This is a genomic window from Bacillus sp. PS237 (genome assembly GCF_037963345.1).
Taxonomy (GTDB): domain Bacteria; phylum Bacillota; class Bacilli; order Bacillales; family Bacillaceae; genus Bacillus; species Bacillus subtilis.
The window spans coordinates 893,128-919,428 of the sequence record NZ_CP150156.1; the positions used below are offsets into that span (position 1 = coordinate 893,128).

Annotated in this window: 29 protein-coding genes; 18 read left to right on the top strand and 11 right to left on the bottom strand. The window is 45.0% G+C overall.

Annotated elements, in window-relative coordinates:
• Window positions 1-12: 12 nt before the first annotated feature.
• Together NST22_RS04530 and NST22_RS04535 are read right to left on the bottom strand one after the other, a co-directional pair.
• Complete coding sequence (locus NST22_RS04530) at window positions 13-630, bottom strand: TetR family transcriptional regulator (protein WP_003243967.1); 618 nt, start codon at window positions 628-630, stop codon at window positions 13-15.
• Complete coding sequence (locus tag NST22_RS04535) at window positions 596-1,849, bottom strand: MFS transporter (RefSeq protein ID WP_003242507.1); 1,254 nt, start codon at window positions 1,847-1,849, stop codon at window positions 596-598. The genes NST22_RS04530 and NST22_RS04535 overlap by 35 nt, the downstream gene beginning before the upstream one ends.
• Window positions 1,850-1,972: 123 nt before the next feature.
• Between NST22_RS04535 and bstA the strand changes: the two genes are divergently transcribed.
• Window positions 1,973-2,509, top strand: a complete 537-nt coding sequence (gene bstA / locus NST22_RS04540; protein WP_003243944.1) for a bacillithiol transferase BstA — start codon at window positions 1,973-1,975, stop codon at window positions 2,507-2,509.
• On the opposite strand, the gene NST22_RS04545 is transcribed toward bstA, so the two are convergent.
• Window positions 2,506-4,062 carry an MFS transporter gene (locus NST22_RS04545; RefSeq protein WP_003243108.1) on the bottom strand — a complete coding sequence of 519 codons (1,557 nt, stop codon included), beginning with the start codon at window positions 4,060-4,062 and terminating at the stop codon, window positions 2,506-2,508. The genes bstA and NST22_RS04545 overlap by 4 nt on opposite strands.
• Before the next feature lie 110 nt (window positions 4,063-4,172).
• Complete coding sequence (locus tag NST22_RS04550) at window positions 4,173-4,655, bottom strand: MarR family transcriptional regulator (RefSeq protein ID WP_003244538.1); 483 nt, start codon at window positions 4,653-4,655, stop codon at window positions 4,173-4,175.
• A 171-nt stretch (window positions 4,656-4,826) separates the two neighbouring features.
• Between NST22_RS04550 and mprF the strand changes: the two genes are divergently transcribed.
• Window positions 4,827-7,397, top strand: a complete 2,571-nt coding sequence (gene mprF / locus NST22_RS04555; protein ID WP_003242495.1) for a bifunctional lysylphosphatidylglycerol flippase/synthetase MprF — start codon at window positions 4,827-4,829, stop codon at window positions 7,395-7,397.
• Window positions 7,398-7,414: 17 nt separating this feature from the next.
• Here mprF and NST22_RS04560 read toward each other — a convergent pair whose 3' ends face one another.
• Entirely contained in the window at window positions 7,415-8,392 is a 978-nt protein-coding gene (locus NST22_RS04560) for an iron-siderophore ABC transporter substrate-binding protein (RefSeq protein WP_003242746.1), read from the bottom strand.
• Window positions 8,393-8,522: 130 nt separating this feature from the next.
• Here NST22_RS04560 and NST22_RS04565 point away from each other — a divergent pair, with 130 nt between their 5' ends.
• The 4 genes from NST22_RS04565 to NST22_RS04580 all read left to right on the top strand — a co-directional run bounded on the left by NST22_RS04565 (window position 8,523) and on the right by NST22_RS04580 (window position 12,220).
• The gene (locus tag NST22_RS04565; RefSeq protein ID WP_003242478.1) at window positions 8,523-9,524 is read left to right on the top strand and encodes an iron ABC transporter permease; all 1,002 of its coding nucleotides are present in this window, start codon (window positions 8,523-8,525) and stop codon (window positions 9,522-9,524) included.
• Window positions 9,521-10,552: an iron ABC transporter permease gene (locus tag NST22_RS04570; protein WP_003243057.1), complete on the top strand. Its 1,032-nt coding sequence runs from the start codon at window positions 9,521-9,523 to the stop codon at window positions 10,550-10,552. The genes NST22_RS04565 and NST22_RS04570 overlap by 4 nt, the downstream gene beginning before the upstream one ends.
• A gap of 114 nt (window positions 10,553-10,666) precedes the next feature.
• Window positions 10,667-11,548, top strand: a complete 882-nt coding sequence (locus NST22_RS04575) for a PhzF family phenazine biosynthesis protein (RefSeq protein WP_003242763.1) — start codon at window positions 10,667-10,669, stop codon at window positions 11,546-11,548.
• A gap of 87 nt (window positions 11,549-11,635) precedes the next feature.
• Window positions 11,636-12,220 carry a nitroreductase gene (locus NST22_RS04580; protein ID WP_003243940.1) on the top strand — a complete coding sequence of 195 codons (585 nt, stop codon included), beginning with the start codon at window positions 11,636-11,638 and terminating at the stop codon, window positions 12,218-12,220.
• 38 nt (window positions 12,221-12,258) lie between these two features.
• On the opposite strand, the gene NST22_RS04585 is transcribed toward NST22_RS04580, so the two are convergent.
• From NST22_RS04585 to NST22_RS04595, 3 genes are all read right to left on the bottom strand, one after another.
• Window positions 12,259-12,450 (bottom strand): YfhD family protein, encoded by a 192-nt coding sequence (locus NST22_RS04585; RefSeq protein ID WP_003233561.1) that lies wholly within the window; start codon window positions 12,448-12,450, stop codon window positions 12,259-12,261.
• 66 nt (window positions 12,451-12,516) lie between these two features.
• Window positions 12,517-12,627 (bottom strand): YfhE family protein, encoded by a 111-nt coding sequence (locus NST22_RS04590; protein ID WP_003223230.1) that lies wholly within the window; start codon window positions 12,625-12,627, stop codon window positions 12,517-12,519.
• A gap of 54 nt (window positions 12,628-12,681) precedes the next feature.
• Entirely contained in the window at window positions 12,682-13,593 is a 912-nt protein-coding gene (locus NST22_RS04595; protein ID WP_003244332.1) for a TIGR01777 family oxidoreductase, read from the bottom strand.
• Between the two features lie 88 nt (window positions 13,594-13,681).
• On the opposite strand from NST22_RS04595, the gene recX reads away from it, so the two are divergent.
• From recX to NST22_RS04610, 3 genes are all read left to right on the top strand, one after another.
• Window positions 13,682-14,476, top strand: a complete 795-nt coding sequence (gene recX, locus NST22_RS04600; RefSeq protein ID WP_003243354.1) for a recombination regulator RecX — start codon at window positions 13,682-13,684, stop codon at window positions 14,474-14,476.
• Between the two features lies 1 nt (window position 14,477).
• Complete coding sequence (locus NST22_RS04605) at window positions 14,478-14,792, top strand: YfhH family protein (RefSeq protein ID WP_003244592.1); 315 nt, start codon at window positions 14,478-14,480, stop codon at window positions 14,790-14,792.
• Window positions 14,793-14,934: 142 nt separating this feature from the next.
• Window positions 14,935-16,128 (top strand): MFS transporter, encoded by a 1,194-nt coding sequence (locus tag NST22_RS04610; RefSeq protein ID WP_003243500.1) that lies wholly within the window; start codon window positions 14,935-14,937, stop codon window positions 16,126-16,128.
• A 32-nt stretch (window positions 16,129-16,160) separates the two neighbouring features.
• On the opposite strand, the gene NST22_RS04615 is transcribed toward NST22_RS04610, so the two are convergent.
• Window positions 16,161-16,313: a small, acid-soluble spore protein K gene (locus NST22_RS04615; protein WP_003223241.1), complete on the bottom strand. Its 153-nt coding sequence runs from the start codon at window positions 16,311-16,313 to the stop codon at window positions 16,161-16,163.
• Between the two features lie 124 nt (window positions 16,314-16,437).
• Between NST22_RS04615 and NST22_RS04620 the strand changes: the two genes are divergently transcribed.
• The 6 genes from NST22_RS04620 to NST22_RS04645 all read left to right on the top strand — a co-directional run bounded on the left by NST22_RS04620 (window position 16,438) and on the right by NST22_RS04645 (window position 22,513).
• Entirely contained in the window at window positions 16,438-16,707 is a 270-nt protein-coding gene (locus NST22_RS04620) for a YfhJ family protein (RefSeq protein ID WP_003243789.1), read from the top strand.
• Window positions 16,708-16,851: 144 nt separating this feature from the next.
• Entirely contained in the window at window positions 16,852-17,370 is a 519-nt protein-coding gene (locus NST22_RS04625) for an SH3 domain-containing protein (protein WP_003243363.1), read from the top strand.
• Between the two features lie 84 nt (window positions 17,371-17,454).
• A complete protein-coding gene (spdL, locus tag NST22_RS04630; RefSeq protein ID WP_003242803.1) occupies window positions 17,455-17,787 on the top strand; it encodes an SdpC immunity protein SpdL in 333 nt (110 codons plus the stop codon).
• Window positions 17,774-18,634: an epoxide hydrolase EphM gene (gene ephM / locus NST22_RS04635; protein WP_003243419.1), complete on the top strand. Its 861-nt coding sequence runs from the start codon at window positions 17,774-17,776 to the stop codon at window positions 18,632-18,634. The genes spdL and ephM overlap by 14 nt, the downstream gene beginning before the upstream one ends.
• 232 nt (window positions 18,635-18,866) lie before the next feature.
• The gene (locus NST22_RS04640; RefSeq protein WP_003244113.1) at window positions 18,867-19,856 is read left to right on the top strand and encodes a glycosyltransferase family 2 protein; all 990 of its coding nucleotides are present in this window, start codon (window positions 18,867-18,869) and stop codon (window positions 19,854-19,856) included.
• A 71-nt stretch (window positions 19,857-19,927) separates the two neighbouring features.
• Window positions 19,928-22,513 (top strand): YfhO family protein, encoded by a 2,586-nt coding sequence (locus tag NST22_RS04645; RefSeq protein ID WP_003242872.1) that lies wholly within the window; start codon window positions 19,928-19,930, stop codon window positions 22,511-22,513.
• On the opposite strand, the gene NST22_RS04650 is transcribed toward NST22_RS04645, so the two are convergent.
• Complete coding sequence (locus NST22_RS04650) at window positions 22,506-23,489, bottom strand: metal-dependent hydrolase (protein WP_003244136.1); 984 nt, start codon at window positions 23,487-23,489, stop codon at window positions 22,506-22,508. The genes NST22_RS04645 and NST22_RS04650 overlap by 8 nt on opposite strands.
• 215 nt (window positions 23,490-23,704) lie before the next feature.
• Here NST22_RS04650 and mutY point away from each other — a divergent pair, with 215 nt between their 5' ends.
• Window positions 23,705-24,814 carry an A/G-specific adenine glycosylase gene (mutY, locus tag NST22_RS04655; RefSeq protein WP_003243838.1) on the top strand — a complete coding sequence of 370 codons (1,110 nt, stop codon included), beginning with the start codon at window positions 23,705-23,707 and terminating at the stop codon, window positions 24,812-24,814.
• Between the two features lie 7 nt (window positions 24,815-24,821).
• On the opposite strand, the gene NST22_RS04660 is transcribed toward mutY, so the two are convergent.
• The gene (locus NST22_RS04660; protein ID WP_003233542.1) at window positions 24,822-25,046 is read right to left on the bottom strand and encodes a hypothetical protein; all 225 of its coding nucleotides are present in this window, start codon (window positions 25,044-25,046) and stop codon (window positions 24,822-24,824) included.
• 81 nt (window positions 25,047-25,127) lie between these two features.
• Between NST22_RS04660 and fabL the strand changes: the two genes are divergently transcribed.
• Complete coding sequence (gene fabL / locus NST22_RS04665) at window positions 25,128-25,880, top strand: enoyl-[acyl-carrier-protein] reductase FabL (RefSeq protein WP_003223262.1); 753 nt, start codon at window positions 25,128-25,130, stop codon at window positions 25,878-25,880.
• Window positions 25,881-25,948: 68 nt separating this feature from the next.
• Window positions 25,949-26,203 (top strand): gamma type acid-soluble spore protein SspE, encoded by a 255-nt coding sequence (sspE, locus tag NST22_RS04670; RefSeq protein WP_003233541.1) that lies wholly within the window; start codon window positions 25,949-25,951, stop codon window positions 26,201-26,203.
• Window positions 26,204-26,301 lie beyond the last annotated feature (98 nt).

The following is a 26,301-nucleotide window of genomic DNA, read 5'->3' on the forward strand; positions in this document are numbered from 1 at the left end:
TGCCGCGTTTCTTTACTTCTCATCCGCTTGCAGAACTGTTTTTAAATATAGTTTTGCAGACTCAGCAAGTCCAGATACATCAGCCTTTTCTTCATCGAAATACAGGGCGTTTTGAATGATGCCGTCATTCATATTGAGGAAAAACTTGGCGATAGTCGCAAGAGGCTGAACCGGCTGAAACTCTCCCTGATCGATCCCTTTTTGCAATAGCCTTGAAAACCTTTCCACAAAAAGATCATACCTTTTCTCCAAATACTGCCGCCGTTCTTCATTGCGCCAAGCTGTCACTAAATATTCAAATTGCACCGGCGCCAGCGTATCTGCTACATCTCGCAGGCCCTCAGTCAGTTCATCCAAATAGCTGGAAATGGAGGCCCAAACACTTTGGTGTTCAGCTGATTTATCAAGCTTTCGGAGTCCTTCATCCAGCCCTGTTTCAATAATGCGGCGAAACATCTCCTCAGTGCTTGAAAAATAAAGATAGACACCGCCCCGGCTGAAACCTGACTCTTCTACAACATCCTTCATCGTCGTTAATTCGAATCCTTTTCGTTTAAAAACCGTTTTGGCAGCCTCTAAAATCTCTGCCTGCCGTTTATCCTTGTGCTCCTTTGTTACTTTTGGTGACAAGATATCGCCTGCTTTCTGCAATTTTCTTACCTATAAGTGTAATCAACCCAATCATGATCAGCAAGCAGCCACAGACAAGAAAAGCAAGTGATACACCGATCCATTCCGCCAGCACGCCCCCGCCCGCCATGCCGAGGATAGAGGCGAGGGTTGTCGCACTCTGAATAGCGCCGAACACCCTACCGCTGTAATCGACAGGCACTGTTGTTTGCACGAGAATCTGAAATGGAATATGGACGAGGCCGAAAGCCGCCCCCATGATGAAAAAAGCAAATATAAAGAGAGTGATGCCGGCAATTCCCATACCGCTTAGGAATGGCGCACCTCCAGTTGCTAGTCCAAGAAGAAGGGTTCCAGCTGAGAAATAAAGCAAATAAGAAGTGATTCGCCGTCTGCCGGTAATGGCCGCTGTAAGGAGCATCCCGGCTCCGCTTACGGCCATGCACCAGCCTGCCAGCTCGGGCGGAGCTCCTGAAAAGGAGCGGATAAGAATAATCGCTTGGGAATCACCAATCTGCAAAACAAAGAGAACGACACAAGCTGTTAGTAAGCCTGTTAATAGAAGCGGCATCCGTTTCAAAAACTGAAGGCCTTCCTTGATAGAAGTAAGTGCTGCTGTTTTTTCTTGAGGTGTATTGGCTTTTTGTAAAAAAGCATCTCTGGGAAGGAAAAACAAAATGACAGCGGAAAGAAAGAAGGCGCCGGCGTTTATATAAAAAACAGAGTGTATCGAGAAAGCAGCGATCAGCGTGCCGCCAAGGGCAGGGCCGAAGATTTTTGAGCTGTTATCAATGATGCTGCTGACGGAAACGGCCTGCTGAATGTGTGCTTCCGGAGCCAATTCCTTAAGCTTTCCGTTTTTAGCAGGTAAAAAAAGTGAAGAAAAACAGCTCTGAACGGATAGCAATACGTAAAGCTGCCAAAGCTCACTGACATAAACGCAGCTGATAACAGTGAGGGCACGGCCGATTTCAGATAGAAACATGATCGTTTTTCTGTCAAAACGGTCGGCAAGCAGACCCGATACAGGTCCGAGTACAATGACAGGCAAAGCAAACGACATCATTAAAAGCGACATATCTAATGGAGAAGCATGAAGCTGAAAAGCGGCTAATGTTAGCACGGCCAAAATGTGAAGCCAGTCTCCAAGTGAAGAAATGGTTTGCGAGGCTAACAGTGTCATCAGTCCTTTTTGATTGCGAAACAACGGTTTTTCCATGATTCATCCTCCTGATTATTAAAATGACACTAGTGTCGTTTTTAATTGTATGGGAAAAAGACACAATATACAATCTTTTTCTTGTAAAATAAAGGAGAAGATTGAATAGAAGGGAGAACATTCATGACATCAGTCAATCTAAGCTACCCAATAGGAGAATACAAGCCGAGGGAATCCATATCGAAGGAGCAAAAAGATAAATGGATTCAAGTACTTGAAGAAGTGCCGGCAAAATTGAAGCAAGCTGTAGAGGTCATGACGGACAGCCAGCTTGACACACCGTACCGGGACGGTGGATGGACCGTTCGGCAAGTTGTTCATCATCTGGCTGACAGTCATATGAACAGCTATATTCGTTTTAAATTGAGCTTGACGGAAGAGACACCGGCTATCCGTCCGTATGATGAAAAAGCATGGTCGGAGCTAAAAGACTCGAAAACGGCAGATCCGAGCGGCTCACTCGCGCTTTTGCAGGAGCTTCACGGAAGATGGACGGCTCTGCTCCGCACCCTGACGGATCAGCAATTTAAGCGCGGATTTTATCACCCTGATACAAAGGAGATCATTACCCTGGAGAACGCGCTCGGCCTGTATGTCTGGCACTCACATCACCATATCGCTCATATTACGGAGCTTTCCAGACGGATGGGGTGGTCTTAACGCTTTTGCCGGCGGAAAGCCGGAATACTGATAGCAGCAATCACCAGAAGTGAGACCACAGCAGCCGCTGCATATAAATGATCATAGCCGCTGGCGACACTCGCATGAATGGCGTCGCTTATCGCGGTTTTGACTTCAGGAACGGGAATGCGTTCGATTTGTTCTTGTAAAGAAGAAACTTCAGAACTGTCGATCTCCGGAATCATCTGCATCGCCTTTTCTGAATATCCGCTGTCCGATAAGCGGCTGTTGATCTCATCACCTATTTGGTCAAACCCGGCTGTGATAAAACCTGCATAAAGAGTAGGCGCCAAGGTCAGTCCAATTTGCCTTACTAATGAAAGCGTGCCAAGAGCTGTACCCTTATTTGTTTTTGCCGCTTCTGATACAAGGACGTTCAGCGGAGCGCCTAACAGAAAGCCAAAACCGATCCCAGCTGCCACACTTGCGATCACAAACTCCCATTTTTCCGTGACCCAGAGCGGAAATAAAGCAAACCCCGCACATGAGATGATTCCCGAAAGAATAACGGTTTTTACAGGACCTTTTTTGTCGGTAAGTGCTCCGCCAAGCCAAGCGCCGATTCCGGAAGCCAACGCAAGCGGTGTCATCCAATAGCCTGCTTTTGCGGCAGGGACACCCAAATACTGTTCGACATATGACGGGATAAAAATGACTGCCGCCAAGAGCCCCCCGGATAACAAACCGATGATAAGCGTGCGCTGAAACATATGGTTTCGCAGCAGAGAATACGCCAAAATGGGATCGCCTCCTCGCATTTCAACTCTCTTTTCATACGAGATAAGCGCTGCAAAACAGAGTATGCCAAAAATAATACATCCATAAACCTCCGGATTCCCCAAGCTGTGTAAGAGATTTGCCCCGTCAAGATTGGTCATGCCGTACATCACAGCTAAAATCGACAGGGACAAAAGGAAGATTCCGGCCGCATCGAGGCGCTTAGCCTCAGGTGCTTTTGTTTCCGCGATAAAACATGCGCCGAAAACAACCAATAGCACGGCAATCGGCAAATTAATCAAAAATAGCCAATGCCAAGACCCGGTCCAATCAAGCAGAAAGCTTCCGATATTTGGCCCGAGCACAGCGGCCATCCCGTTCATTGCGCCAAGCAGCCCAAGCGCCTTCCCCTGTTTTTCCTTTGGAAGGGTCGCGAGAATGTGAGAGCTGCCGATGATGAAAATCCCGCCGCCTCCAAGCGCCTGAATCAGCCGCGATATCAGAAAGAGCGGGAAGCTTTGGCTCAAAGCAACAAGCAAAGAACCAAGTCCGAACAGGCAAACCTCAATGAGAAAGAGTTTTTTTCTGCCGTAGCGGTCGGAAAGTTTTCCGACGATTGGCACACTGACGCTAAGACCGAGCGTATAAAGGGTAATGCCCCATGATCCCCAGGAAGGGGAAACGGAAAACGACTCGTTTATCGTTGTTAAAGCAGCCGAAATAATTCCGTTATCTAAAGCAGCCATAAACACGCCAATCGTAAACAGGCTGATTGCCCACTTTTGGCTTTTCTGCTCTGTTAATGCTTCAGACATTTTCGTCAACTCCTTTTAGTTCACTTGAAATATATTATTCATTTTAAATGAACTAAATGTCAAATAAAAAAAGCCTGCTCCCGCAGTTTGCGGATGACAGACTTACTGATTTATTCTTTTTTCGCATTCTCTAATGCTCTTGAAAGGATAGACAGCCCTTCGTAAACAGCCTGCTTTTCTTCAGGGGACAGCAGCTCTAATGAACGCTTCAATTTCAGGTGGCCCTTTTCATACAAACCCCGGAAAATCTTTTTCGCATTCTCTGTCAACTGAACAACTACAGAGCGGCGGTCCTCTTCAGAATGTGAGCGTTTGACAAATCCTGATTTTTCAAGCCGGTCAAGCAGCCCAGTTGTATTGGACAGGGAAGCCCCCATTTTTTCAGCAATGTCGCTCACTTTCAATGTTCCATGGTTGTTTAATAGCATCAGCACCTTCATTTGCGGCATGCTCATATCCAGTTTCATCCACTCGGACACATCACCGAGCCCGGCGGACGTTAAGACTTTCATATAGAGCACCCATATTTCCCGTTCCTCCGATGAAAGAATGTTTTCGTTTAAGACTGTTGTATCGTGTAAATTATATTCCATTTCATCACTTCCTCATCATTCACTCCTCTTACCATATTACTCGATTTTCACTCCTGAAAGAAAGTGAGCAGAAACCGCATGCGGGACTTTGTCCGAAAAATAACGGTAGTGTATAATGAGTTGGAGATTATTGGGGGAGAGGATCGAACTAGAATATGATTGGAGAGACCATTGCTGATTAAAAAGAATGCTTTATCAATATTAAAAATCGTTTTTCCTATTGCTGTTTTGCTATTTGTTATTTATCAATCGAAAAAAGAACTGACAAATCTGTCATTCAAACGTACGCTCATGGTCATCAACGGACTGGAACGAACGGATTTATTCATGCTTGTGTTGATCGGCTTGCTGGCTGTTGCGGCTATGTCGCTGTATGATTACGTCCTGAAGTACTCACTGCGCCTATCGATCACAAACGGAAAAGTTTTCAGGGTTTCCTGGATCGCCAATTCATTTAATAATGTGTTGGGATTCGGCGGTTTAGCCGGAGTCGGGTTAAGAATGATGTTCTATAAGGAGCATACGAAAGACCATAAGGCACTCGTGAAAGGAATCGCCTGGCTCACATCATCTATGCTGCTCGGATTATCTGTTTTCAGCATTTTCGTTGCTGCGAGAGTGCTGCCAGTTGATGAAGTGATTCATGAGAAGCCTTGGCTGTGGGCGGTCGTTATCGGTTTTGCACTGATATTGCCGTTATCTTTAGCGGTGTCCAAAATAAAAGACCGCAAAGCTGGGGACGAAGAGAATGCGGATAAAGTGAAAAATCCGATTTTCGCATATATTGGAGCTTCAGTTGTTGAATGGCTCATGGCCGGGACCGTCATCTATTTTGCTTTGTTCGCTATGGGCATTCATGCAGATATCAGGTATGTGTTCGGGGTGTTCGTCATTGCGGCGATCGGAGGAATGATCAGCCTCGTGCCGGGCGGCTTCGGCTCGTTTGACCTTTTATTTTTGCTGGGGATGGAGCAGCTTGGCTATCATCAAGAGGCCATCGTTACTTCTATTGTGTTGTACAGGCTCGCCTACTCATTTATCCCATTTATCTTGGGACTGTTCTTTGCCGCCGGCGACCTGACGGAAAATACAATGAAGCGGCTCGAAACGAACCCGCGCATCGCACCGGCAATTGAGACGACAAACGTTCTGCTTGTTGTTCAGCGTGCGGTATTAGTGAGAATTTTGCAAGGCTCGCTTTCCCTTATTGTGTTCGTAGCAGGTCTGATTGTCTTGGCCTCAGTTTCCTTGCCGATTGACAGGCTGACGGTTATACCGCACATTCCGCGCCCGGCGCTTTTGCTGTTCAACGGCCTGTCCTTAAGCTCAGCGCTCATTCTGCTCATTTTGCCGATCGAGCTTTATAAACGGACAAAACGTTCCTACACGATGGCCATTACAGCGCTTGTCGGCGGCTTTGTGTTCAGCTTTTTAAAAGGGCTTAACATCAGCGCGATATTCGTACTGCCGATGATTATCGTATTGCTTGTGCTATTGAAAAAACAATTTGTCCGCGAACAGGCATCCTATACACTGGGACAATTGATATTCGCTGTGGCGCTGTTTACTGTGGCGCTCTTTAACTACAATCTGATCGCGGGCTTTATTTGGGACCGGATGAAGAAGGTGCTGCGTCACGAATATTTCGTCCACAGCACCTCGCATATTACACATGCAACCATCATGGCGATCATCATTGTGCCGCTGTTCTTCTTGATATTTACAGTGGTCTATCATAAGAGAACGAAACCGATCGGAGAGAAAGCTGACCCTGAGCGTCTTGCTGCGTTTCTCAATGAAAAAGGCGGCAACGCGCTGAGCCATCTTGGTTTTCTTGGAGATAAGCGGTTTTATTTTTCTAGCGATGGAAATGCACTGCTTCTGTTTGGGAAAATCGCCAGAAGGCTGGTCGTGCTCGGCGATCCATCTGGCCAAAGAGAATCATTCCCGCTCGTGCTGGAAGAATTTCTGAACGAAGCGCATCAGAAGGGATTCAGTGTTTTGTTCTATCAAATTGAACGAGAGGACATGGCGCTGTATCACGATTTTGGCTACAACTTCTTTAAATTGGGTGAGGAAGCATATGTAGATTTAAATACATTTACCTTGACTGGGAAGAAAAAAGCCGGCCTTCGGGCAATCAATAACCGCTTTGAGCGGGAGGAGTATACTTTCCATGTGGATCATCCCCCATTTTCTGATGCGTTTTTGGAGGAGCTGAAGCAAATCTCAGACGAATGGCTCGGCTCGAAAAAAGAGAAGGGATTCTCGCTCGGATTTTTTGATCCTTCCTATTTACAGAAAGCGCCGATCGCCTATATGAAAAATGCAGAAGGAGAGATCGTTGCATTCGCAAATGTCATGCCGATGTACCAGGAAGGAGAGATATCGGTCGATCTGATGCGCTATCGCGGCGACGCTCCAAATGGCATTATGGACGCATTGTTTATCCGTATGTTTTTATGGGCAAAGGAAGAGGGCTGTACGTCATTTAATATGGGGATGGCACCCTTGGCCAATGTCGGCACTGCCTTTACATCCTTCTGGTCCGAAAGGTTTGCCGCTGTCATTTTTAATAATGTCAGATACATGTACAGTTTCAGCGGCCTAAGAGCCTTTAAAGAAAAATATAAACCGGAGTGGCGAGGGAAATACTTAGCGTATCGGAAAAACAGATCTCTTTCTGTCACCATGTTCCTCGTTACACGTCTGATTGGCAAAAGCAAAAAAGACTCCGTCTAATAAGACGGAGTCTTTTTTTATTTCGTTTTTAAGAAGTAGGTTTCAATATCATCAAGCAGGTAGTTTGCGGCTTTAATTCCGCCTGCGGTTGTCCATACGACGTCATCGACTTCATGTGCATTACCTGACTTCACGGCCTTCAGGTTTTTCCATAGTGAACTGCTTGTCCACTGATTGGCCCATTTTTCATTTTCTTTTGCATTATCGGCTTTATAAGTGAAATAAAACAGCACATCAGCATCCATATCAGGAATAGATTCTTTACTGTCGGTTGAGAACGTAAATTGGTCCTTTTGTTTCTTAAACAGTTCCACTTGTTTTTCAGGGCGTTTGAAGCCAAGCTGGTCTAAAATAATCCCAGGAAATGAATCGGTATAATAGATTCTTGATTCACCGGATAAAAAGCGTACGACTGAAACGGTTTTGTTTGTCTGGTCGCCCAGCTTGTTTTTTAAATCAGAAACACGTTTATCAAAATCGGCAATGACTTCCTTGCCTTTGTCCGCCTTATTCACCGCGTTGGCGTATAGAGTCAGGTTATCCTTCCAGTTCCCGGCCAAAGATTCAGCAAAAACAGTCGGCGCAATCGCATTTAACTGATCATAAATTTTTTCCTGGCGCACTTTGTTTCCAATAATCAAATCAGGCTTTAATTCTGCGATGGCTTCCACATTCGGTTCCGTTTCAAGACCGACGTTTTTAACACCTTTCATGTCATCTTTCAGATAGTCATACCACGGGTCGCCCTTCCATGACTTTACGGCTCCGACCGGCTTAATGCCAAGCGCTAAGAGCGCCTCTGTTCCTTCATTAGTTAAAACAACAATCCGTTTTGGATTGGCGGGGATGTTGTCTGATGTCCCCATTGCATGTTTGACCGTTCTTGTTTTGCTGCTTGACACCTCGCTGTTGCTTGAACTTTCTGAACTATTACAGGCAGAAAGTACCATAACGGCCATTAAAAATACGAATAGCATGCTGATATGCTTTTTCATCTTTTTCCTCCCAATATTGAAATTCATTATCATTTAGATCATAATAAGCAGTGTTAAGAGTGTCAATCCCTAATTGAGGATTATTCTCAAAAACAAACATTACATAGTAAATAACTAGGAGAATTAGATCATGATCTGCAAAAAGGCATCTTCAAAATGGATTGTGTTAGTATGTCTGATTTTCATTTTACTGACGGCTGTCTGCGCAAGCGTCGTGTATGGCTATACAGGTACGTCATGGAGACAGGTCTATCAGGCGTTTACTTCCTTCAATGGAACAAATGAGCATGTCATCATCAAGGATGTCAGGCTTCCGCGCGCTTTGGTTGCGACAGTCGTCGGCGCCTCGCTTGCAGCCGCGGGCGCTCTCATGCAGGCGCTCACAAAAAATCCGCTTGCGTCACCGGGGATTTTCGGGATTAACGCCGGTGCAGGTTTTTTTATTGTTGCCGGATCGTTTTTTCTGCATATTCAGTCACCTCAGGCATTAGTATGGAGCTCGTTTCTGGGGGCAGCATTTACCGCTGCGATCGTCTATGCAGCAGGCTCGCTTGGGAGGGAAGGGCTGACGCCAATCAAACTGACGCTGGCGGGAGCTGCCATGGCAGCCATGTTTTCTTCTCTGACACAGGGCTTGCTGTCTGTCAACGAACTCGAGCTTGCCCAGGTGCTTTTTTGGCTGACTGGCTCTGTGCAGGGCCGGAGTCTGGATCTGTTGATGACGATGTTTCCATATGCAGCGGCAGCGCTGGTAATCTGCTTCTTTCTCGGCCAAAAAATTAATCTCCTCGTTATGGGAGAAGATGTGGCAAAAGGACTCGGCCAAAAAACAGGCCTGCTGAAATTTGTGATGGCGCTTTGTGTTGTCATGCTTGCAGGGTCCGCTGTCGCCATTGCCGGGCCGATTTCTTTTATCGGCATCATTATTCCGCATTTTGCCCGCTTTGTCGTTGGTAATGATTATCGCTGGGTTCTGCCATTTTCCGCTGTTTTGGGTGCCATTTTGCTTGTTTGCGCGGATATCGGTGCGCGATATATCATTATGCCTCAGGAAGTTCCTGTCGGGGTCATGACCGCCATCATCGGAATGCCTGTGTTTGTGTACATCGCAAGAAGGGGGGCGAAGCTATGAAACTTCGTTTTGGCGTTACTGCGGCTGAAAAGAAAGCATGGATCGTCTTTTTGGTTTTACTGGGGTTAACAGCTGCTGTACTCATCATAAGCGCTGGTCTCGGACAAAGGTTTATTCCTCCCTGGGATGTAGCAAAAACATTCTTTGGTGCAGGTTCCAAGCTGGATGAACTGATGATCATGTCGTTCCGCATGCCAAGAATTTTGACGGCTTTATGCGCCGGTGTCTGCTTGGCAGCGGCAGGCGCGATATTGCAGGGGCTCGTCAGAAACCCTCTCGCATCTCCGGATATTATCGGAATAACAGGAGGAGCGGCGGTAGCGGTCGTGCTTTTAATGATGTTCTTCTCAGACCGCAGCAGTTCACTTACGATCAGTCTGTCATGGCTTCCAGCAGCCGCATTTATCGGCGCATCGGCTGTCGGGCTCATCGTCTATTTACTGGCATACAAAAATGGCGCCTCCACATTTCGGCTGGTGCTTATCGGAATCGGATTTTCAATGTCGGCGCAGGCGATGACTACCCTGTTGATGATCAAAGGCCCGATTTACCGAGCATCACAAGCCAATGTGTATATCACTGGGTCAGTTTATGGGTCAAACTGGCAGCATGTAAAAATAGCTATTATCTTATCTGTCATTCTCTTATTCATTTGTTTTGTCGCGCTAAAAAATATGAATATACAGGTGCTGGGTGAAGATATTGCGGCGGGTGCAGGAAGCGCTGTGCAGCGAAATCGTTTTTTCTTGCTCCTTTTGAGTACGGCTCTTACTGGTTGTGCAGTTTCAGTTGCCGGCACAATCGGTTTTGTCGGGCTGATGGCGCCCCATATTGCAAGACGGCTTGTCGGCTCATCTTATGGCGCGCTGCTCCCAGCGTCGGCACTTATTGGAGCTCTGCTCGTTTTAACAGCTGATATCGTCGGCAGAACCTTATTTGCTCCGGTGGAAGTGCCGGCCGGCGTCTTTACAGCGGCTATCGGCGCACCTTATTTTATTTATTTGCTCTATAAAACAAGAAATTCTTAATCGTTACACCCATTTTCTTAAAAAAGAAAATGGGTTTTTTTGATAATGACTGAAGATTCGTAATTATTTTTGCTATACTGACAGAGACATTGATAAAGAAAGGGCGGCAGATGAATGAAAGAAGCAGAGGTATTAAAATATGAAGCATTTACAAGCAGTCCCGGCAAAGGAAACCCCGCAGGCGTCGTTTTGCAGGGAGACGATTATACGGAAGACGAGATGCAGATCATAGCTGAACGTGCCGGGTATTCAGAAACCTCCTTTATCCGAAAAAGCGAGTCGGCCGATCTTGAACTCCGTTACTTTACCCCTGGACACGAAATGAATTTGTGCGGTCATGCGACAGTTGCTTCTCTTTACGCATTATGTGAGAAAGGAATGCTGGAGAGCGGTAAAACGTACAGCATCCAAACGAAAGCGGGTATCCTGCCTGTGAAGATTTCTGAAAAAGATGGCCGCATTCATATCACGCTTGAACAGGCCTCTCCGCAATTCAAACCATTTACAGGCGATCGGAAAAAACTTGCGGACGCACTGGGTATCACCGATGAAGATTTTCATGAAGACCTTCCGATTGTGTTTGGCAGCACTGGGATATGGACAGCCATCGTTCCGCTTAAATCATTGGAGGCTTCCAAAAAAATGGTGCCAGATAACAAACAATTTCCGGAAGTGTTAGTTGATCTGCCAAAAGCTTCAGTCCATCCGTTTACCTTTGAAACCGTCCATCCCGACAGCGACCTGCACGGGCGCCACTTTTCATCCCCGTATTCGGGAACGATTGAAGACCCCGTGACCGGCACAGCATCCGGCGTGATGGGGGCTTATATGAAACATTATGGCAATGCCGAGCAGCATAAATTTATCATTGAACAAGGGCAGGAAATTGGAAAAGACGGAAAAGTGGAGATCGAAATGAACGAAGCCGGCGGCCATGTGAAAGTGAACATGACAGGAACAGCCGTTTACTCAGAAACCCGTATTCTTAAAATCTAATACGGATGATGGTTTACAAAAAGATGCACTTTCCGTTATCATTATGAAATGATAATCATTTTCAATTGCATAGGAAGGTGAGACGGTATGCCTCAAACCGAACAAATACATCAGCATTCAGTACTGAGGGACATCATACGCAGCAGAAGATCGATTCGAAAGTTTAAACAAGAGCCAGTACCTTCAGCAGTCATTCTTGACATGCTTGAAACGGCAAAATATGCGCCAAATCACAGAGTGACAGAGCCATGGAGATTTATTTACGTTTCCAGTGAGACAGGTAAAGCGAACCTCATTAATACATTTGCAGCGTTCTCTAAGAAATCCAAGCCGGATATGACAGAGGAAAAGCTTCAAAATTTCAAAAACACACTTGGGCGCGTTCCGGGATTTCTCCTCGTCGTGTTTCAGGAAGATGAAAACGAAAGAGCGCGGGACGACGATTTTGCGGCAACAAGCTCGTTGATTCAAAATCTTCAGCTTCTCGCTTGGGAAAAAGGAATCGGCATGGTTTGGAAAAGCGGAAAAATCCTTTATGACAAAGAAGTCCATCAGGCCTTTGGTTTACAGGATAATGAGCGTTTCGCCGCCATCATACAAACAGGTTATCCTGACGAGGCGCCGGAAGTGAAAAAACGCACACCGATCCGCGACCGATTCACTGAAATGTAAAAAACCCCTTGTCTCAAACGGAGACAAGGGGTTTTTCATTAACGAGATTTCTTTTTCGCTCTGTTGTCGGCTGCTTTCGCACGCTCTTGCGCTTCGCGGTCATCTGCATCAGCAAGCTCGGTTGAATATTCTTCGTAAACGCCGTCAGTTTCCCTTTTTAAGGCATCGGGAACTTGTGGAAGCTTTTGTTTGTTTTTATCACGGTTTTTGTGGATATGATTTCTGCCCATATCAAATTCCCCCTAAAAAGTGATATCAAACAAATATAGTATTTGGTTTTAAGGGGCTATGTATTCCTACTTCCGCTTAGCAGCTTTTTCCGCTTTTTTAAATTCGCCTGAATAAAGAACTTCCTGCATTTTTTTCAGGTTGGCGCCTTGCTGGTGCTTCTCCCTCTTTTTTTCCATAAAAAGGACCTCCTTCAACCATGTTATTCTTAAGGTTGACGCTTCCTGCTGTTTTTATACAGTCTTTCGGTCCGCTATCAGCTGTGAGAGTGCAAATTCAAGATCCGAATATGTAAAACGAAATCCAGAGGTTATCGCTTTTTTCGGAAGAGCGCGCTGTCCTTTCACAATCAAAAGACTCATTTCACCCAATGCTTTTGATAAAAAGAATTCCGGGACGGGGAGCCAGTGCGGGCGGTGCTTCACCCGTGCAATCGTTTTTCCGAATTGCTTCATGTCCACAGGATTGGGCGCGGTGACATTCATTGGGCCTGAGATGCCGGCGTTTTCCACCGCATATCGGATCATCTGGGCCGCATCCTCGACATGAATCCATGACAGCCACTGCCTTCCCGTTCCGATCGTTCCGCCGGCCAGAAACTTATAGGGGAGAATCATGAGCGGGAGAGCGCCTTTTTCTCCAAGCATCACGCCAAATCTCGCATAAACTGTCCGGATGCCCATCGCTTCAATATGCTGTCCTTCCTTTTCCCACAGGTGTGCAGTATGGCTGAGAAAATCCTCATCTGACGTTGCAGAATCCTCTGTGAAAGTTTTCTCAAGGCTTGTGCCGTAAATGCCCACGGCACTGGCTTGGATCAATGTCTTCGGCTTCTCCTTCTGTTTCTGAATAAGCCGCTGCACTTCACGCGTCGCATTGATACGGCTGGAGAGAATGTGCTGCTTCGTTTTTTCTGTCCAGCGGCCAAAAATCGATTTTCCCGCAAGATTTATCCAGACATCAATATGAGGAAGTTCCTGCTCCGGTGCGGCTCCTTCCGACAGCCATTGGACATATGTCATATTTTTTTGTTCAGTTTCCCTTGCGTTTCTTGATAAAATATAAACATGGTGTCCCTGGCGGGTAAGAACGCCTGTCAGATGCTGGCCGAGAAAACCGGTTCCGCCCGTCATTGCGATATTCATGAACATCTCTCCTCATCGTTCTAATAAATATACTTTACCTCATTGTAATAAAAGAAAACGCGTTTCAGGCCTGAGAAGGGAGATTAAGATGCCGTTTATTACAAAAATATCAACGCAAAAAAAGAATACGGAACGCTTCAATATTTTTCTGGATGATAAATACGCCTTCAGCGTGGACGCGGATGTGCTCGTGAAATTTGAGCTCAAGAAGGGAAAAGAACTCGATGATCTTGACATCATTGAGATTCAATACGGCGATGAAGTGAAGAAAGGCTTCAACCGTGCGCTTGACTTTTTATCCTATCGAATGCGGTCGACGAAAGAGGTCGAGGATCACTTAAAGAAAAAAGAAACCTCGCCCCCCGTCATTGCGGAAGTCATCCATAGGCTTAACGATTACAAGTACTTAAACGACCAGGAATTTGCCGCAGCCTATGTCAGCACTCACAAAAAAACAAACGGAAAAGGCCCTGATGTTTTGTTCAGAGAGCTAAGAGCGAAGGGAATTGATGACGATACAATTAAGGAGGCGCTAAGTTCCTTTTCCTTTGAAGATCAGACAAGAGAAGCGGTCAAGCATGTTGAAAAGCTTCTCAAAAAAGATAAAAAGCTTTCGACGAAAGAACTCAAACAGCGCGCCCAGCTGCAGCTTCAGCGCAAGGGCTTCTCATTTGATGTTATCAGCGCGGCGATGGATCAGATTGAATATGAAAATGATGAAGACACAGAGAAAGAAGCGCTGCGCCTTCACGCGGAAAAAGCGTTTAGAAAATACCGCTATGACGGCTCATATGAAAGCGCCATGAAGGTCAAACAATTTTTATTCCGCAAAGGATTCTCACTCGATTTAATCGAGCAATTACTGCAGGAAGAGGAGTACTGAAATGGAGAAACGATACAGTCAAATGACACCGCATGAACTCAATACCGAAATCGCATTACTTTCTGAAAAAGCAAGAAAAGCCGAACAGCATGGAATCATAAACGAACTGGCAGTGCTCGAACGGAAAATTACGATGGCAAAAGCATATTTGCTGAACCCGGAAGATTACTCACCGGGAGAAACATATCGTGTGGAAAACACTGAGGACGAGTTTACCATCAGTTATTTAAATGGCGTTTTCGCATGGGGATACAGGACCTCTTCCCCTCAGCAAGAGGAAGCGCTGCCAATCTCAGTATTGCAAGAAAAAGAATAAAGCGTAACAGGAGGCTGATGATCAGCCTCTTTTTGTTTGCAGCACATTTACACGAATTCTTAAAGAAAAAATCATTGAATTCACTTGAAAAATCTTTTAAGATGAAACTCGTTGTTTTTTAAAATCAAAGGAGGCGATGACGTTGAGTATCAAAAACCCATCTGTAAAATTTATTATATTTGTTCTTATGATTTGTACATTTTCAATCGGCTATACAGAATACGCGGTGATGGGTATTTTGACGTCGATTGCCAATGACTTTCATATACAGGTTTCATCCGCAGGGCTTCTTGTCACGGCTTATGCGGCAAGCGTTTGTTTGACAGGGCCGCTCGTCACCATCATTTCCGTCAAGCTTCCGAGAAAGCCTGTGCTTCTTGGGCTGATGGCGATATTTATCCTTTCCAACCTGATGAGCGCACTGGCGCCGAATTTTGCGGTATTGGCCATTTCAAGAATTTTATCTGCGTCCATTCACGGCGCTTTCTTCGCGATTGCCATGGTATTCGCAAGTGAAATGGTTCCGCCGGAAAAGCGTGCTGCAGCTGCTGCTTCAATGAACGGCGGACTGACAGTGGCTCTAATGCTTGGTGTTCCATTCGGCTCTTATCTCGGAGATGTCCTGAATTGGAGAGCGGTGTTTTCCATCATTACGGCACTTGGTGTCATCGGATTTTTAGGCCTTATGGCTGCCGTGCCGAACAGAAAACCAAAAGTGATCCCAATGCTTATGAATGAGTGGGGTGTTTTTAAACACAAACAAGTGCTGTTTTCCTTCGCGATTACCATTTTAGGCTATTCCGGTGTCTTTATCGCCTACACCTTTATCGAACCCATTTTGAGGCATTCAGCCGGATTCAGCACGGTTGGCATTACAGGTGCTCTCTTTGCGTATGGATTGGGAGGCGTTGCCGGGAATTTCTTTGCTGGAAAGGTACCGCTGCCTTTGCTGACTCGGACGATGATCGGCGTAATGATCGGTTTAATCGGTGTTCTGGCTGTATTTCCTTACATCGCCATTTACCCGGCTGCAGCCATTGTGGCAACGTTCCTATTCGGGGCATGCGCATTCGGCACGCCGCCTCTTCTGCAAACAAAGGTCATTTCCTCATCTGAGGGCGGCACAACCATTGCCGCAGCTGTCAGCGTATCAGCATTTAACCTTGCCAATGCCCTTGGTGCATGGATCGGCGGAATGATTTTAAACGGAACAGGCTCTTATTCCTGGCTGTTTGCAGGAGGTGCGCTTATGACCGCATGCGGACTTGTGCTTTCTACCTTCGCACACTTATCAGAAAAGAAGAGCGTCTACGAATATCAAGTCAATAAAGGGTAAAAAACAGCTGCAGTGTATGCAGCTGTTCTTCTTTACCGTTTGCCTGAGGCTCTCATTCTTTCTTGAGGATGCTGATTGATAGATCCGTCAGCACGCTTTGAAGCATAGTCGTCCTTTGCTCTCGGTTCACCCTGAAATTTGTTTTCGTTTTCGTAAGGAAATCCTTTTTCTTTATTTCGGACCATGTCATATCCCCCTAGGTTCGAGATCAAAAAGTTGCGTCTTTTCAGATGAAGACGTAAGGTTAGTATATGGAGAACACCACGTAATAAAGCGTTATTTTTTTCCTGAAGAAAGGAGACTGCACACATGAATATGTACATTGAGAAACTGACTAATCTGCTTCTGGAAAAGAACGAGATGATCAGCTATATACAGGCAAAAACGTGGGTGGAATTGTTATGGAGCGATTTCGAAGCAACCTACGCAAAAGCCGGACACGCCTATCAAGGTGAAAAAATGACTGAAAAAATCGTCACACAATGGATTGAAAACTATGGCGGCCAGCTCCACCTTTTTCAAAGCTCCCGTAACGACGTGAATGATTACTTAAATCAAAGCAGAGGCCTTTTGCATTAAAAACCTGCCGTTAACGACCGGCAGGTTTTTTCATTTTCTTAAAATTACCTTAACAGGAAGAAATCATAAACAAAACATGTTTCACCAGCCTGTCAATCAGGGAATACCACTTATATCTTGTCAAAATGCGAGGAGGAGCTTTATATGAAAAAGAAACAAGTAATGCTCGCTTTAACAGCTGCCGCAGGACTGGGTTTGACAGCACTTCATTCCGCTCCCGCAGCAAAAGCTGCGCCCCTTCACGACATATCTGTCAGCATGCCATCATCCGATACTTACATCATAAAAGCAGGAAAGCTGAATGTCCGGACTGAGCCAAATCATGAAGGTGATATTCTCGGCACTGTATCATCAGAACAAAAGGTAAAAGTCGATAGGTTCGTAAATGCCGATTGGGCTCAAATTCATTTCAAAGGAAAGAAAGCATATATTTCAACTCACTTTTTAATGAAAACCGCAAGCCAAGCGAAAACAACGAAACAGACAGCCTTCTATACACCGACGCCCGAAAACGGAAAAGCTAAGCAGCTCTCATCTGGAACAGAGGTGACAATACTTGGGTGGGGATTCAGTGAAAACGGCGGATTTGACTTCACTTGGGCGTTCGTGGATTATGGCGGAGTTAAAGGCTATATTCACACAAAGGATTTACAAATGCGATAAAAAGGCAGGCCGAGGCTTGTCTTTTTGCCTATGCATGAAACATTTCTTCTTTCTGCACGTAACAATGAGAAAGGAGATGATGATATGACGGGTTTAGTCGGCGGAGGGCTTATGATCATTGCGGGCATACTGATCAAACTGTTTCCTCCCAAATCGATCAACAGTGTGTACGGATACAGAACGAGACGCTCAATGTCAGATCAAAGATTATGGAATGAAGCGAACCGTTACAGTGCATCATTAATGATCCTGTCAGGCTTGGTGATTGCGGGAATGGGTTTGCTGCTGGGATCAAACTTGTTTATTCTTCAGCTTATCCTGCTGATTGCCGCCTGTGTCATAACATTTATGCTAACGGAGAAAAGGCTGAAAATCATGACGCACAGTCAAGGAGGAGATAGAAGTGGACGGAGTTAAATGCCAGTTTGTCAATACGAACGGAATCACGCTTCACGTTGCAGCCGCAGGACGGGAAGATGGCCCGTTAATTGTCCTGCTCCATGGATTTCCTGAGTTTTGGTACGGCTGGAAAAATCAAATCAAACCGCTTGTTGATGCGGGTTACCGGGTCATTGCTCCTGATCAGCGGGGCTACAATCTCAGTGACAAACCGGAAGGAATTGATTCGTATCGGATTGATACATTAAGAGATGATATCATCGGGCTTATTACGCAATTCACTGATGAAAAAGCAATTGTCATCGGTCATGACTGGGGAGGAGCTGTCGCATGGCATTTGGCTTCCACACGCCCGGAATATCTTGAAAAACTGATCGCGATCAATATCCCGCACCCGCACGTCATGAAAACCGTAACGCCGCTTTATCCGCCGCAATGGCTGAAAAGCTCGTATATCGCATACTTCCAGCTGCCCGATATACCGGAGGCATCACTAAGGGAAAATGATTATGATACATTAGACAAAGCGATTGGATTATCCGACCGTCCCGCGCTTTTTACATCCGAGGATGTCAGCAGGTACAAAGAAGCGTGGAAGCAGCCGGGCGCGCTGACAGCTATGCTGAACTGGTACAGAGCCCTCAGAAAAGGAAGCTTGGCAGAGAAACCCTCTTACGAAACAGTACCTTACCGAATGATCTGGGGAATGGAAGACCGCTTTTTGAGCAGAAAGCTTGCGAAAGAGACGGAAAGGCATTGCCCGAATGGACATCTCATCTTTGTTGATGAAGCTTCCCATTGGATTAACCACGAAAAGCCAGCCATCGTCAATCAGCTGATTTTGGAATATCTTAAGAACCAATAAGCTAAAATTTCTCTCCATCCGTCTGTCATAATGGCAGACTTTTTCTGTGCGTTTTTTTTCATAGTCTGTTTTAAACATGACAAAATAACATTAAAAATCATGAATGTCACCATAAAATTGTAACAAAAAACAGGTTTAAACGACTTTAAAAAAAGGAATAGCCTTACTGAAGATTTGTGTAAAACTCCCCTAAGGCAATACTTAAAAAGAATAATAAAAAGAAGGTGCCTTAATGAAGCAAGGATTAATCTCGATTATTATCCCGTCTTACAATGAAGGGTATAATGTTAAACTCATTCATGAATCTTTAAAAAAGGAATTTAAAAACATTCATTATGACTATGAAATATTCTTCATAAACGACGGAAGTGTTGATGACACGCTTCAGCAGATCAAAGACTTGGCAGCGACGTGCAGCCGGGTAAAATATATATCTTTTTCTCGAAACTTTGGAAAAGAAGCCGCAATTTTGGCGGGCTTTGAGCATGTTCAGGGCGAGGCGGTTATTGTCATGGATGCCGATCTGCAGCATCCGACATATTTGCTGAAGGAATTTATCAAAGGCTACGAAGAAGGGTATGACCAAGTCATTGCCCAAAGGAACAGAAAAGGGGACAGCTTTGTCCGCTCACTCTTATCATCTATGTATTACAAGTTCATTAATAAAGCGGTGGAAGTCGATTTGCGTGACGGTGTCGGTGACTTCAGATTGTTAAGCCGCCAAGCTGTGAATGCACTTTTGAAGCTGAGCGAAGGAAACCGCTTCTCAAAAGGCCTTTTTTGCTGGATTGGCTTTGATCAGAAAATTGTATTTTATGAAAATGTCGAACGAAAAAACGGCACCTCCAAATGGTCGTTCAGCAGTCTGTTTAACTACGGAATGGACGGCGTCGTTTCATTTAATCATAAGCCGCTGAGATTATGTTTTTATACAGGCATTTTCATCCTGCTGCTTTCCATCATTTATATCATTGCCACATTCGTTAAAATTCTGACTAACGGTATTTCTGTGCCTGGGTATTTCACCATTATCTCAGCAGTGTTATTTCTCGGCGGAGTACAGCTGTTAAGTCTTGGAATAATAGGTGAATATATCGGCCGAATCTATTATGAAACAAAAAAACGCCCGCATTATTTGATCAAAGAGGCGAATATCCCGAACAAAGACCTGCCTGAAACGAACGAATTAAAAAGCATGCGGCGTCTGACAAAAATGCACTGAAAATACCAAGCGCCATTGGCAGTGCTTTTTTTGCGTGTCTATTATCTTAAAAGCAAGACTGGAGAATTCATATGAAAAGAAAACATATCATGATCTATGCGGCCAGTTTGCTGGTGTCCGTTCTGGCACACGCTTTTTTTGTGAAAGAATGGGCGGAAGGCAGGTATATGACAGGTCCGGGTGACGGGCTTGCGCAAATGATCGTATTTAAAAAATTATTATTTGACCAATATACACACGGGAATTTTTTCTACAATTATTCATTCGGACTTGGCGGCGGCACATTCAGTCAGCTCGGCTATTATTTTTCTGCGTCTTTTCTTTTTCTTGCTGTGTCTGCCGCTGTTTGGCTGCTTCAAGCCGTCCAGCTGATCGGAGAAACGGATACGCTTTTTTGGGCAGAGTCAGCTGTTTTTATCAGTATTTTCAAATTGAGCTTGATCATCTTTACGTCCGCTTCTGTTTTTCATTATCTTCTTAAGCACAGGGCGGCATCGTTCACGGGAGCCGTGTTATACGGCGTCTCAATTATTTATTTCCGTCACGAAGCGTATTGGGAATTTTTCACCGATACAATGGTTTGGCTTCCGCTGCTTGTGCTTGGCGCAGAAAAAATTATTAGAGAGCGGCGTCCGGCGTGGTTTATCGTTGCGTGTTCGCTGACGTTAATCAACAATTTTTACTTTGCATACATAAACCTTATATTCATCGGAATCTATGTGCTGTTCAGATGGCTGATCCGTTTGGAACCACATGAAGAGAAAAGATGGATTCAAATCAGATTATTTCTCGTTTCAGGCTTCATTTCTTTTGGCATCAGTGCGGCGGCGTTTGTGCCGGTAGTATACGGTTTTTTAAACAACCTGCGCCCTCCATACAGCCAGAAAATAGAGTGGCTCAATTTCGATGATAATATCTTATTTTCGAGCCGGATCATCATTGTGCCGGCCGCTTTTCTGCTGTTTTTGTTTATTATTTCTTTTTACAAAAACCGTGTGTTTCGTCTCTTTGCCGGGTTGAGCCTGCTGTTTATTCTGTTTCATTTCAGTCCGTATGCGGCAAGCGTCTTTAACGGTTTTTCCGCCCCGCAAAACCGGTTTGAATATGTTCTGGCCTTTACCATTGCGGGAGCAGCTGCGGCTGGTTTGTCACAGCTGTCTGAATTGAAACGGAAAGAACTGCTCCCGGCCGCAGCTGTCGTCCTGCTTCTTTACTTGTATCATATCCAAAGGTATAAGCTCGATATATGGAAGCCTGCGAATGAAAGTATTCTATTGCTCTTACTCATGACAATCGCAGCCTTGTTTGCTGCAGCTTTTGCGAAAAAACGGGCAAAAATGGCTGTGTACGGTATAATCATTCTTTCTTCGCTGTTTGTCGCCAACTCCTATCAAAAATACGCGCTCTCAGAAGGCGGCGATTTGGACAGTGTGACAAAAGAATATCTTACAAGTGAGGAATACAGAGGGCGGGAATCATCTGAGCTCATCAGACGTTTACAGAAGGAAGACGATGACCCGCTCATGAGAATCGACTGGATGAACGGGGTCCGCAATAATACGCCAATCATTTACGGATTTAATGGCTTCAGCGCGTATTCCAGCATTTTAAACAAAGATCTGCTGGCCTTCTATTGGAATGATTTAAGCATCGATATGGGCAGGGAAAGCGTCAGCCGTTACGCGTCATTGGGAGACAGGGCGAATTTATACAGCCTGCTTTACGGCAAATATTATATGACCGAAAAAACAAACGAAGCCAGCGTCCCGTACGGCTTCAAAAAGCATTTAGAAACAGAGCATTATGCAGTTTATGAGAATCAGTACATGCTTCCATTCGTTAAAACAGCGGATGCCATATACAGCGAAAGTGAGCTGGACCGATTGCCCGCTCTTGCGAAAGAACAGGCGATGCTGAAAGGAATTATATTAAAAGATCCATCAGGAAAAACGGAGCAGACACCAAAACCGTCCAATTTGATCACCAAGTCGGACATCACCGCAAAACAAGCCCAGTATCAAAACGGGCTGCTAACCGTAACTGGAGAAAACGGAGGAGAGCTGATCATCACCCCGAAACAGCCATCATCCGCTCCGGGAGACTACTATGTCAGCTTTTATTTGAAAAGCAAAGCAAAAGACAAAGGATTTACATTAAAGGTAAATGATTATGTCACAACAAGGAAATCGAACAAATCGATCTATAAAACCGGAGTAAATAATATAACGGTAAGAGTGCCTAAATCAGGCCATATCTCAATCAATCTTCCGAAAGGAACCTATGAGCTGAGAAACATAGCGCTCTATGAAGAAAATTACCAAACGCTGAAAAACGCTGTAATGCAAAATAAAACAGAGAAAGCAGACAAACTGAATTGGAACAAAAATCGACTGACCTTTTCCTATCATCTGTCAAAAGACCAGTACATCATGCTTCCGATCCCATATGAAAAAGGCTGGGAGCTGAAGATCAACGGAAAAACACAGAAGATCGAAAAAGCGGATTATGCTTTTATAGGCTTCAAGGCGCAAAAGGGAGACAATCACATTGAGCTGACTTACTATCCGCCATACTTCAAAATATCGGCGATCATATCTCTCGTCAGTCTGCTGCTTGCTGTTTTTTATATAAGACGTAAAAAGCCCGGCTCTATATAGAGCCGAGCTTTAATTTTTTCTGAAGTTTTTCTTCGCTGAATATCCATCCCGTATAGGATGAACGAATCGTGAGATCATGGCCGATATGAACAATTGCGACAAACGGATAATGGCCTTTGCTCCGATAACGCAGGTCGATAAATCTCACCTCATAATGATCTTTAAACGTATCCACTTCCCACCGGTATACCGGAGAAAAGGACAGAAACGCCGCGATGTTATCATCCTGCTTTGCCGCATGCATTACATCGGTTTCAGGAACAGGCACCCGATTAAATGTATCCAGAATCACGACATGTCCTTCCATGCTTCTTCCTACATAGAAAGCATGTGCTGTCGTCACTGCGATTCGCCATTGCCTGAATTTCATCGTTGGAGAAATAATAATGCTTTCGATCTCATCATGAATCATCTCATGAAGCTTCCGTTTAATTCTCAGCTGCATGATCAGGCGCACCAAGTAGTAGCCTACCAATATGATATATAAGCTGAGAAACGTGATGCCGGGACTCCCGCCTGCATACCAAATCGCGATAGCTGCCAGATGGCTGATAAAAATAAACGGATCAAACGTATTAATCAGCCCGAGCGCAACCCATTTTTTCGAAAACGGACGAATGGCTTGTGTTCCATAGGCGTTGAATATATCAACAAAGACATGCAGAACGACTGCCAGCAGTGTCCACAGCCACAGGTGCAGAAAATCGGCCTGAGGATAAAATAAATACAGAATCGCCGGGATGATGACAGACCAAAACAAAACGGCGGGAATTGAATGGGTAAATCCTCTGTGATTCCTTATATAAACAGCATTGTTTTTAAGCTTTAACACAGTATCAATATCCGGAGCCTGAGAGCCCGCAAGCGTTGCGATCATAACAGCGTGAGCCATTGCCGGATCTGATCCGACAACAGGATCAAGCGTCGCAATACCGCCCAGTGCGATGCCCATAACGACATGTGTGCCCGTATCCATAGGTGACCTCCTTGCAGGGTGATCCTGCACATTCACTTTGTAAGAAATTCCCCATTTTCATATACCCAATTTTTAAACTGATTCAATCGTTCTCATATGTTTCCGCTTTTTCTTTATTACTATTTAATGTAACATATTATCGTACTGTGCCCTTAGTGTACAACAAAAAACAGTCTAAAGAAAAGCGGGGCGCGAAAGACTGGGGAGAAACACATATGAACGTACTTGAAGACAAATTAAAACAAAAAGACATACAGCAATTTCGCGATGATTTAATCTCATGGTTTGAACGAGAGCAGCGCGTTTTGCCGTGGAGAGAGGACCAAGATCCATATAAGGTGTGGGTATCTGAAGTGATGCTGCAGCAAACGAGAGTAGAGACAGTGATTCCTTACTTTCTCCGGTTTGTAGAACAATTCCCGACAGTGGAAGCGCTCGCTGATGCTGATGAAGAAAAGGTGCTGAAAGCATGGGAAGGGCTCGGCTATTATTCGCGAGTCAGAAACCTGCAAAGCGCGGTAAAAGAAGTGAAACAGGAATACGGCGGCATTGTTCCTCCAGACGAGAAAGATTTTGGCGGGTTAAAAGGCGTCGGCCCTTATACAAAGGGAGCGGTGCTCAGCATTGCCTACAATAAACCCATTCCCGCGGTTGACGGAAATGTGATGCGTGTCATGTCCAGGATTCTATCTATTTGGGATGATATTGCCAAACCAAAAACAAGAACGATCTTTGAAGACGCCATACGAGCTTTTATTTCCAAAGAAAAACCATCTGAATTTAATCAGGGCTTGATGGAGCTTGGAGCCTTGATCTGTACGCCAAAATCACCCTCATGCCTGCTTTGCCCGGTTCAGCAGCATTGCTCAGCATTTGAAGAAGGCACTGAACGGGAGCTTCCGGTAAAAAGCAAAAAGAAAAAGCCCGGGATCAAAACCATGGCCGCGATCGTACTGACTGATGAAGACGGACAAGTGTATATCCACAAACGGCCGTCTAAAGGTTTGCTCGCCAACCTGTGGGAATTCCCGAATCTTGAAACACAAAAAGGGATCAAAACTGAGCGTGAACAGCTCATTGCTTTCTTAGAAAACGAATATGGCATACAAGCTGATATCAGTGATCTGCAAGGTGTAGTCGAGCATGTTTTCACCCACCTGGTATGGAATATTTCAGTGTTTTTCGGTAAAGTAAAACAAGTGTCGGATACCAGCAAGCTGAAAAAAGTAACGAAAGAAGAGCTCGAACAATTTGCGTTCCCGGTGTCACATCAAAAAATCTGGAAGATGGCAGGAGAAGCAGCCGCCATCTCGGCTGCTCCGTAAACCATTCTTAATCGTAAGAGACGCGCGTGCCGTGGCTGTAGTCCGCTTCATTGCGCTTCATTCCGCCGCGCGCTTCAATTTCTTGCGTTAATTCCCGGTATTTTGATTGGCCTTCTTCGTTCAAATAAGGCATAATTTGCTGAAAGGCATGATGAAAATAAGCGAGTTCACTGTTCTTCCAATCTTTTTTGGAAACCATGTTCAATTCGCTCATATCACGTCCGACATACATAACAGAAGACCCCCTTTAAAGTTCTTGCCATTATTGTTTGTGGAAATAAAAGAACTATACGCTACAAGGAGATGAGGAAAAATGGAACAAAATAAATGTGCACTCGTAACAGGAAGCAGCCGCGGTGTCGGAAAAGCGGCCGCGATCAGACTTGCTGAGAACGGCTATAACATCGTCATTAACTATGCACGCAGCAAAAAAGCAGCATTAGAAACAGCGGAAGAAATCGAAAAGCTTGGCGTTAAAGTGCTTGTCGTAAAAGCAAACGTAGGACAGCCTGCAAAAATCAAAGAAATGTTTCAGCAAATTGATGAAACGTTCGGCAGACTTGATGTTTTTGTCAATAATGCCGCTTCAGGAGTACTAAGACCTGTCATGGAATTAGAAGAAACACACTGGGACTGGACGATGAACATTAATGCGAAAGCATTGCTTTTCTGCGCTCAGGAAGCTGCCAAGCTAATGGAGAAGAACGGTGGCGGGCATATTGTCAGCATTAGTTCATTAGGCTCTATCCGCTATCTTGAAAACTACACCACGGTCGGTGTATCAAAAGCAGCGTTAGAGGCTTTAACCCGTTATCTTGCCGTTGAGCTTTCACCAAAACAAATTATCGTCAATGCTGTTTCAGGCGGAGCGATCGACACAGATGCGCTGAAGCACTTCCCGAATAGAGAAGATCTGCTTGAGGATGCGCGCCAAAATACGCCGGCGGGACGCATGGTCGAAATTAAAGACATGGTTGATACTGTGGAGTTTCTAGTGTCTTCCAAGGCTGACATGATCCGCGGACAGACAATTATCGTTGACGGCGGACGCTCACTGCTCGTTTAAAAATTTTTAAAAAAGAGGAATAGCTATACGATCACCTGCACATTCTAATGACCGTGGAGGTGATAACAATGGCTAACTCAAATAACTTCAGCAAAACAAACGCTCAACAAGTTAGAAAACAAAACCAACAATCAGCTGCTGGTCAAGGTCAATTTGGCACTGAATTTGCTAGCGAAACAAACGCTCAGCAAGTCAGAAAACAAAACCAGCAATCAGCTGGACAACAAGGTCAATTCGGCACTGAATTCGCTAGTGAAACTGACGCACAGCAGGTAAGACAGCAAAACCAATCTGCTGAACAAAACAAACAACAAAACAGCTAATCACTGAAACAGAAAAAAGCACTTCATCTTCGGGTGGAAGTGCTTTTTTCTGTTTGAAAAACGACAAAACTTGTGGAAGGTCTACAGAATGAGTCAAA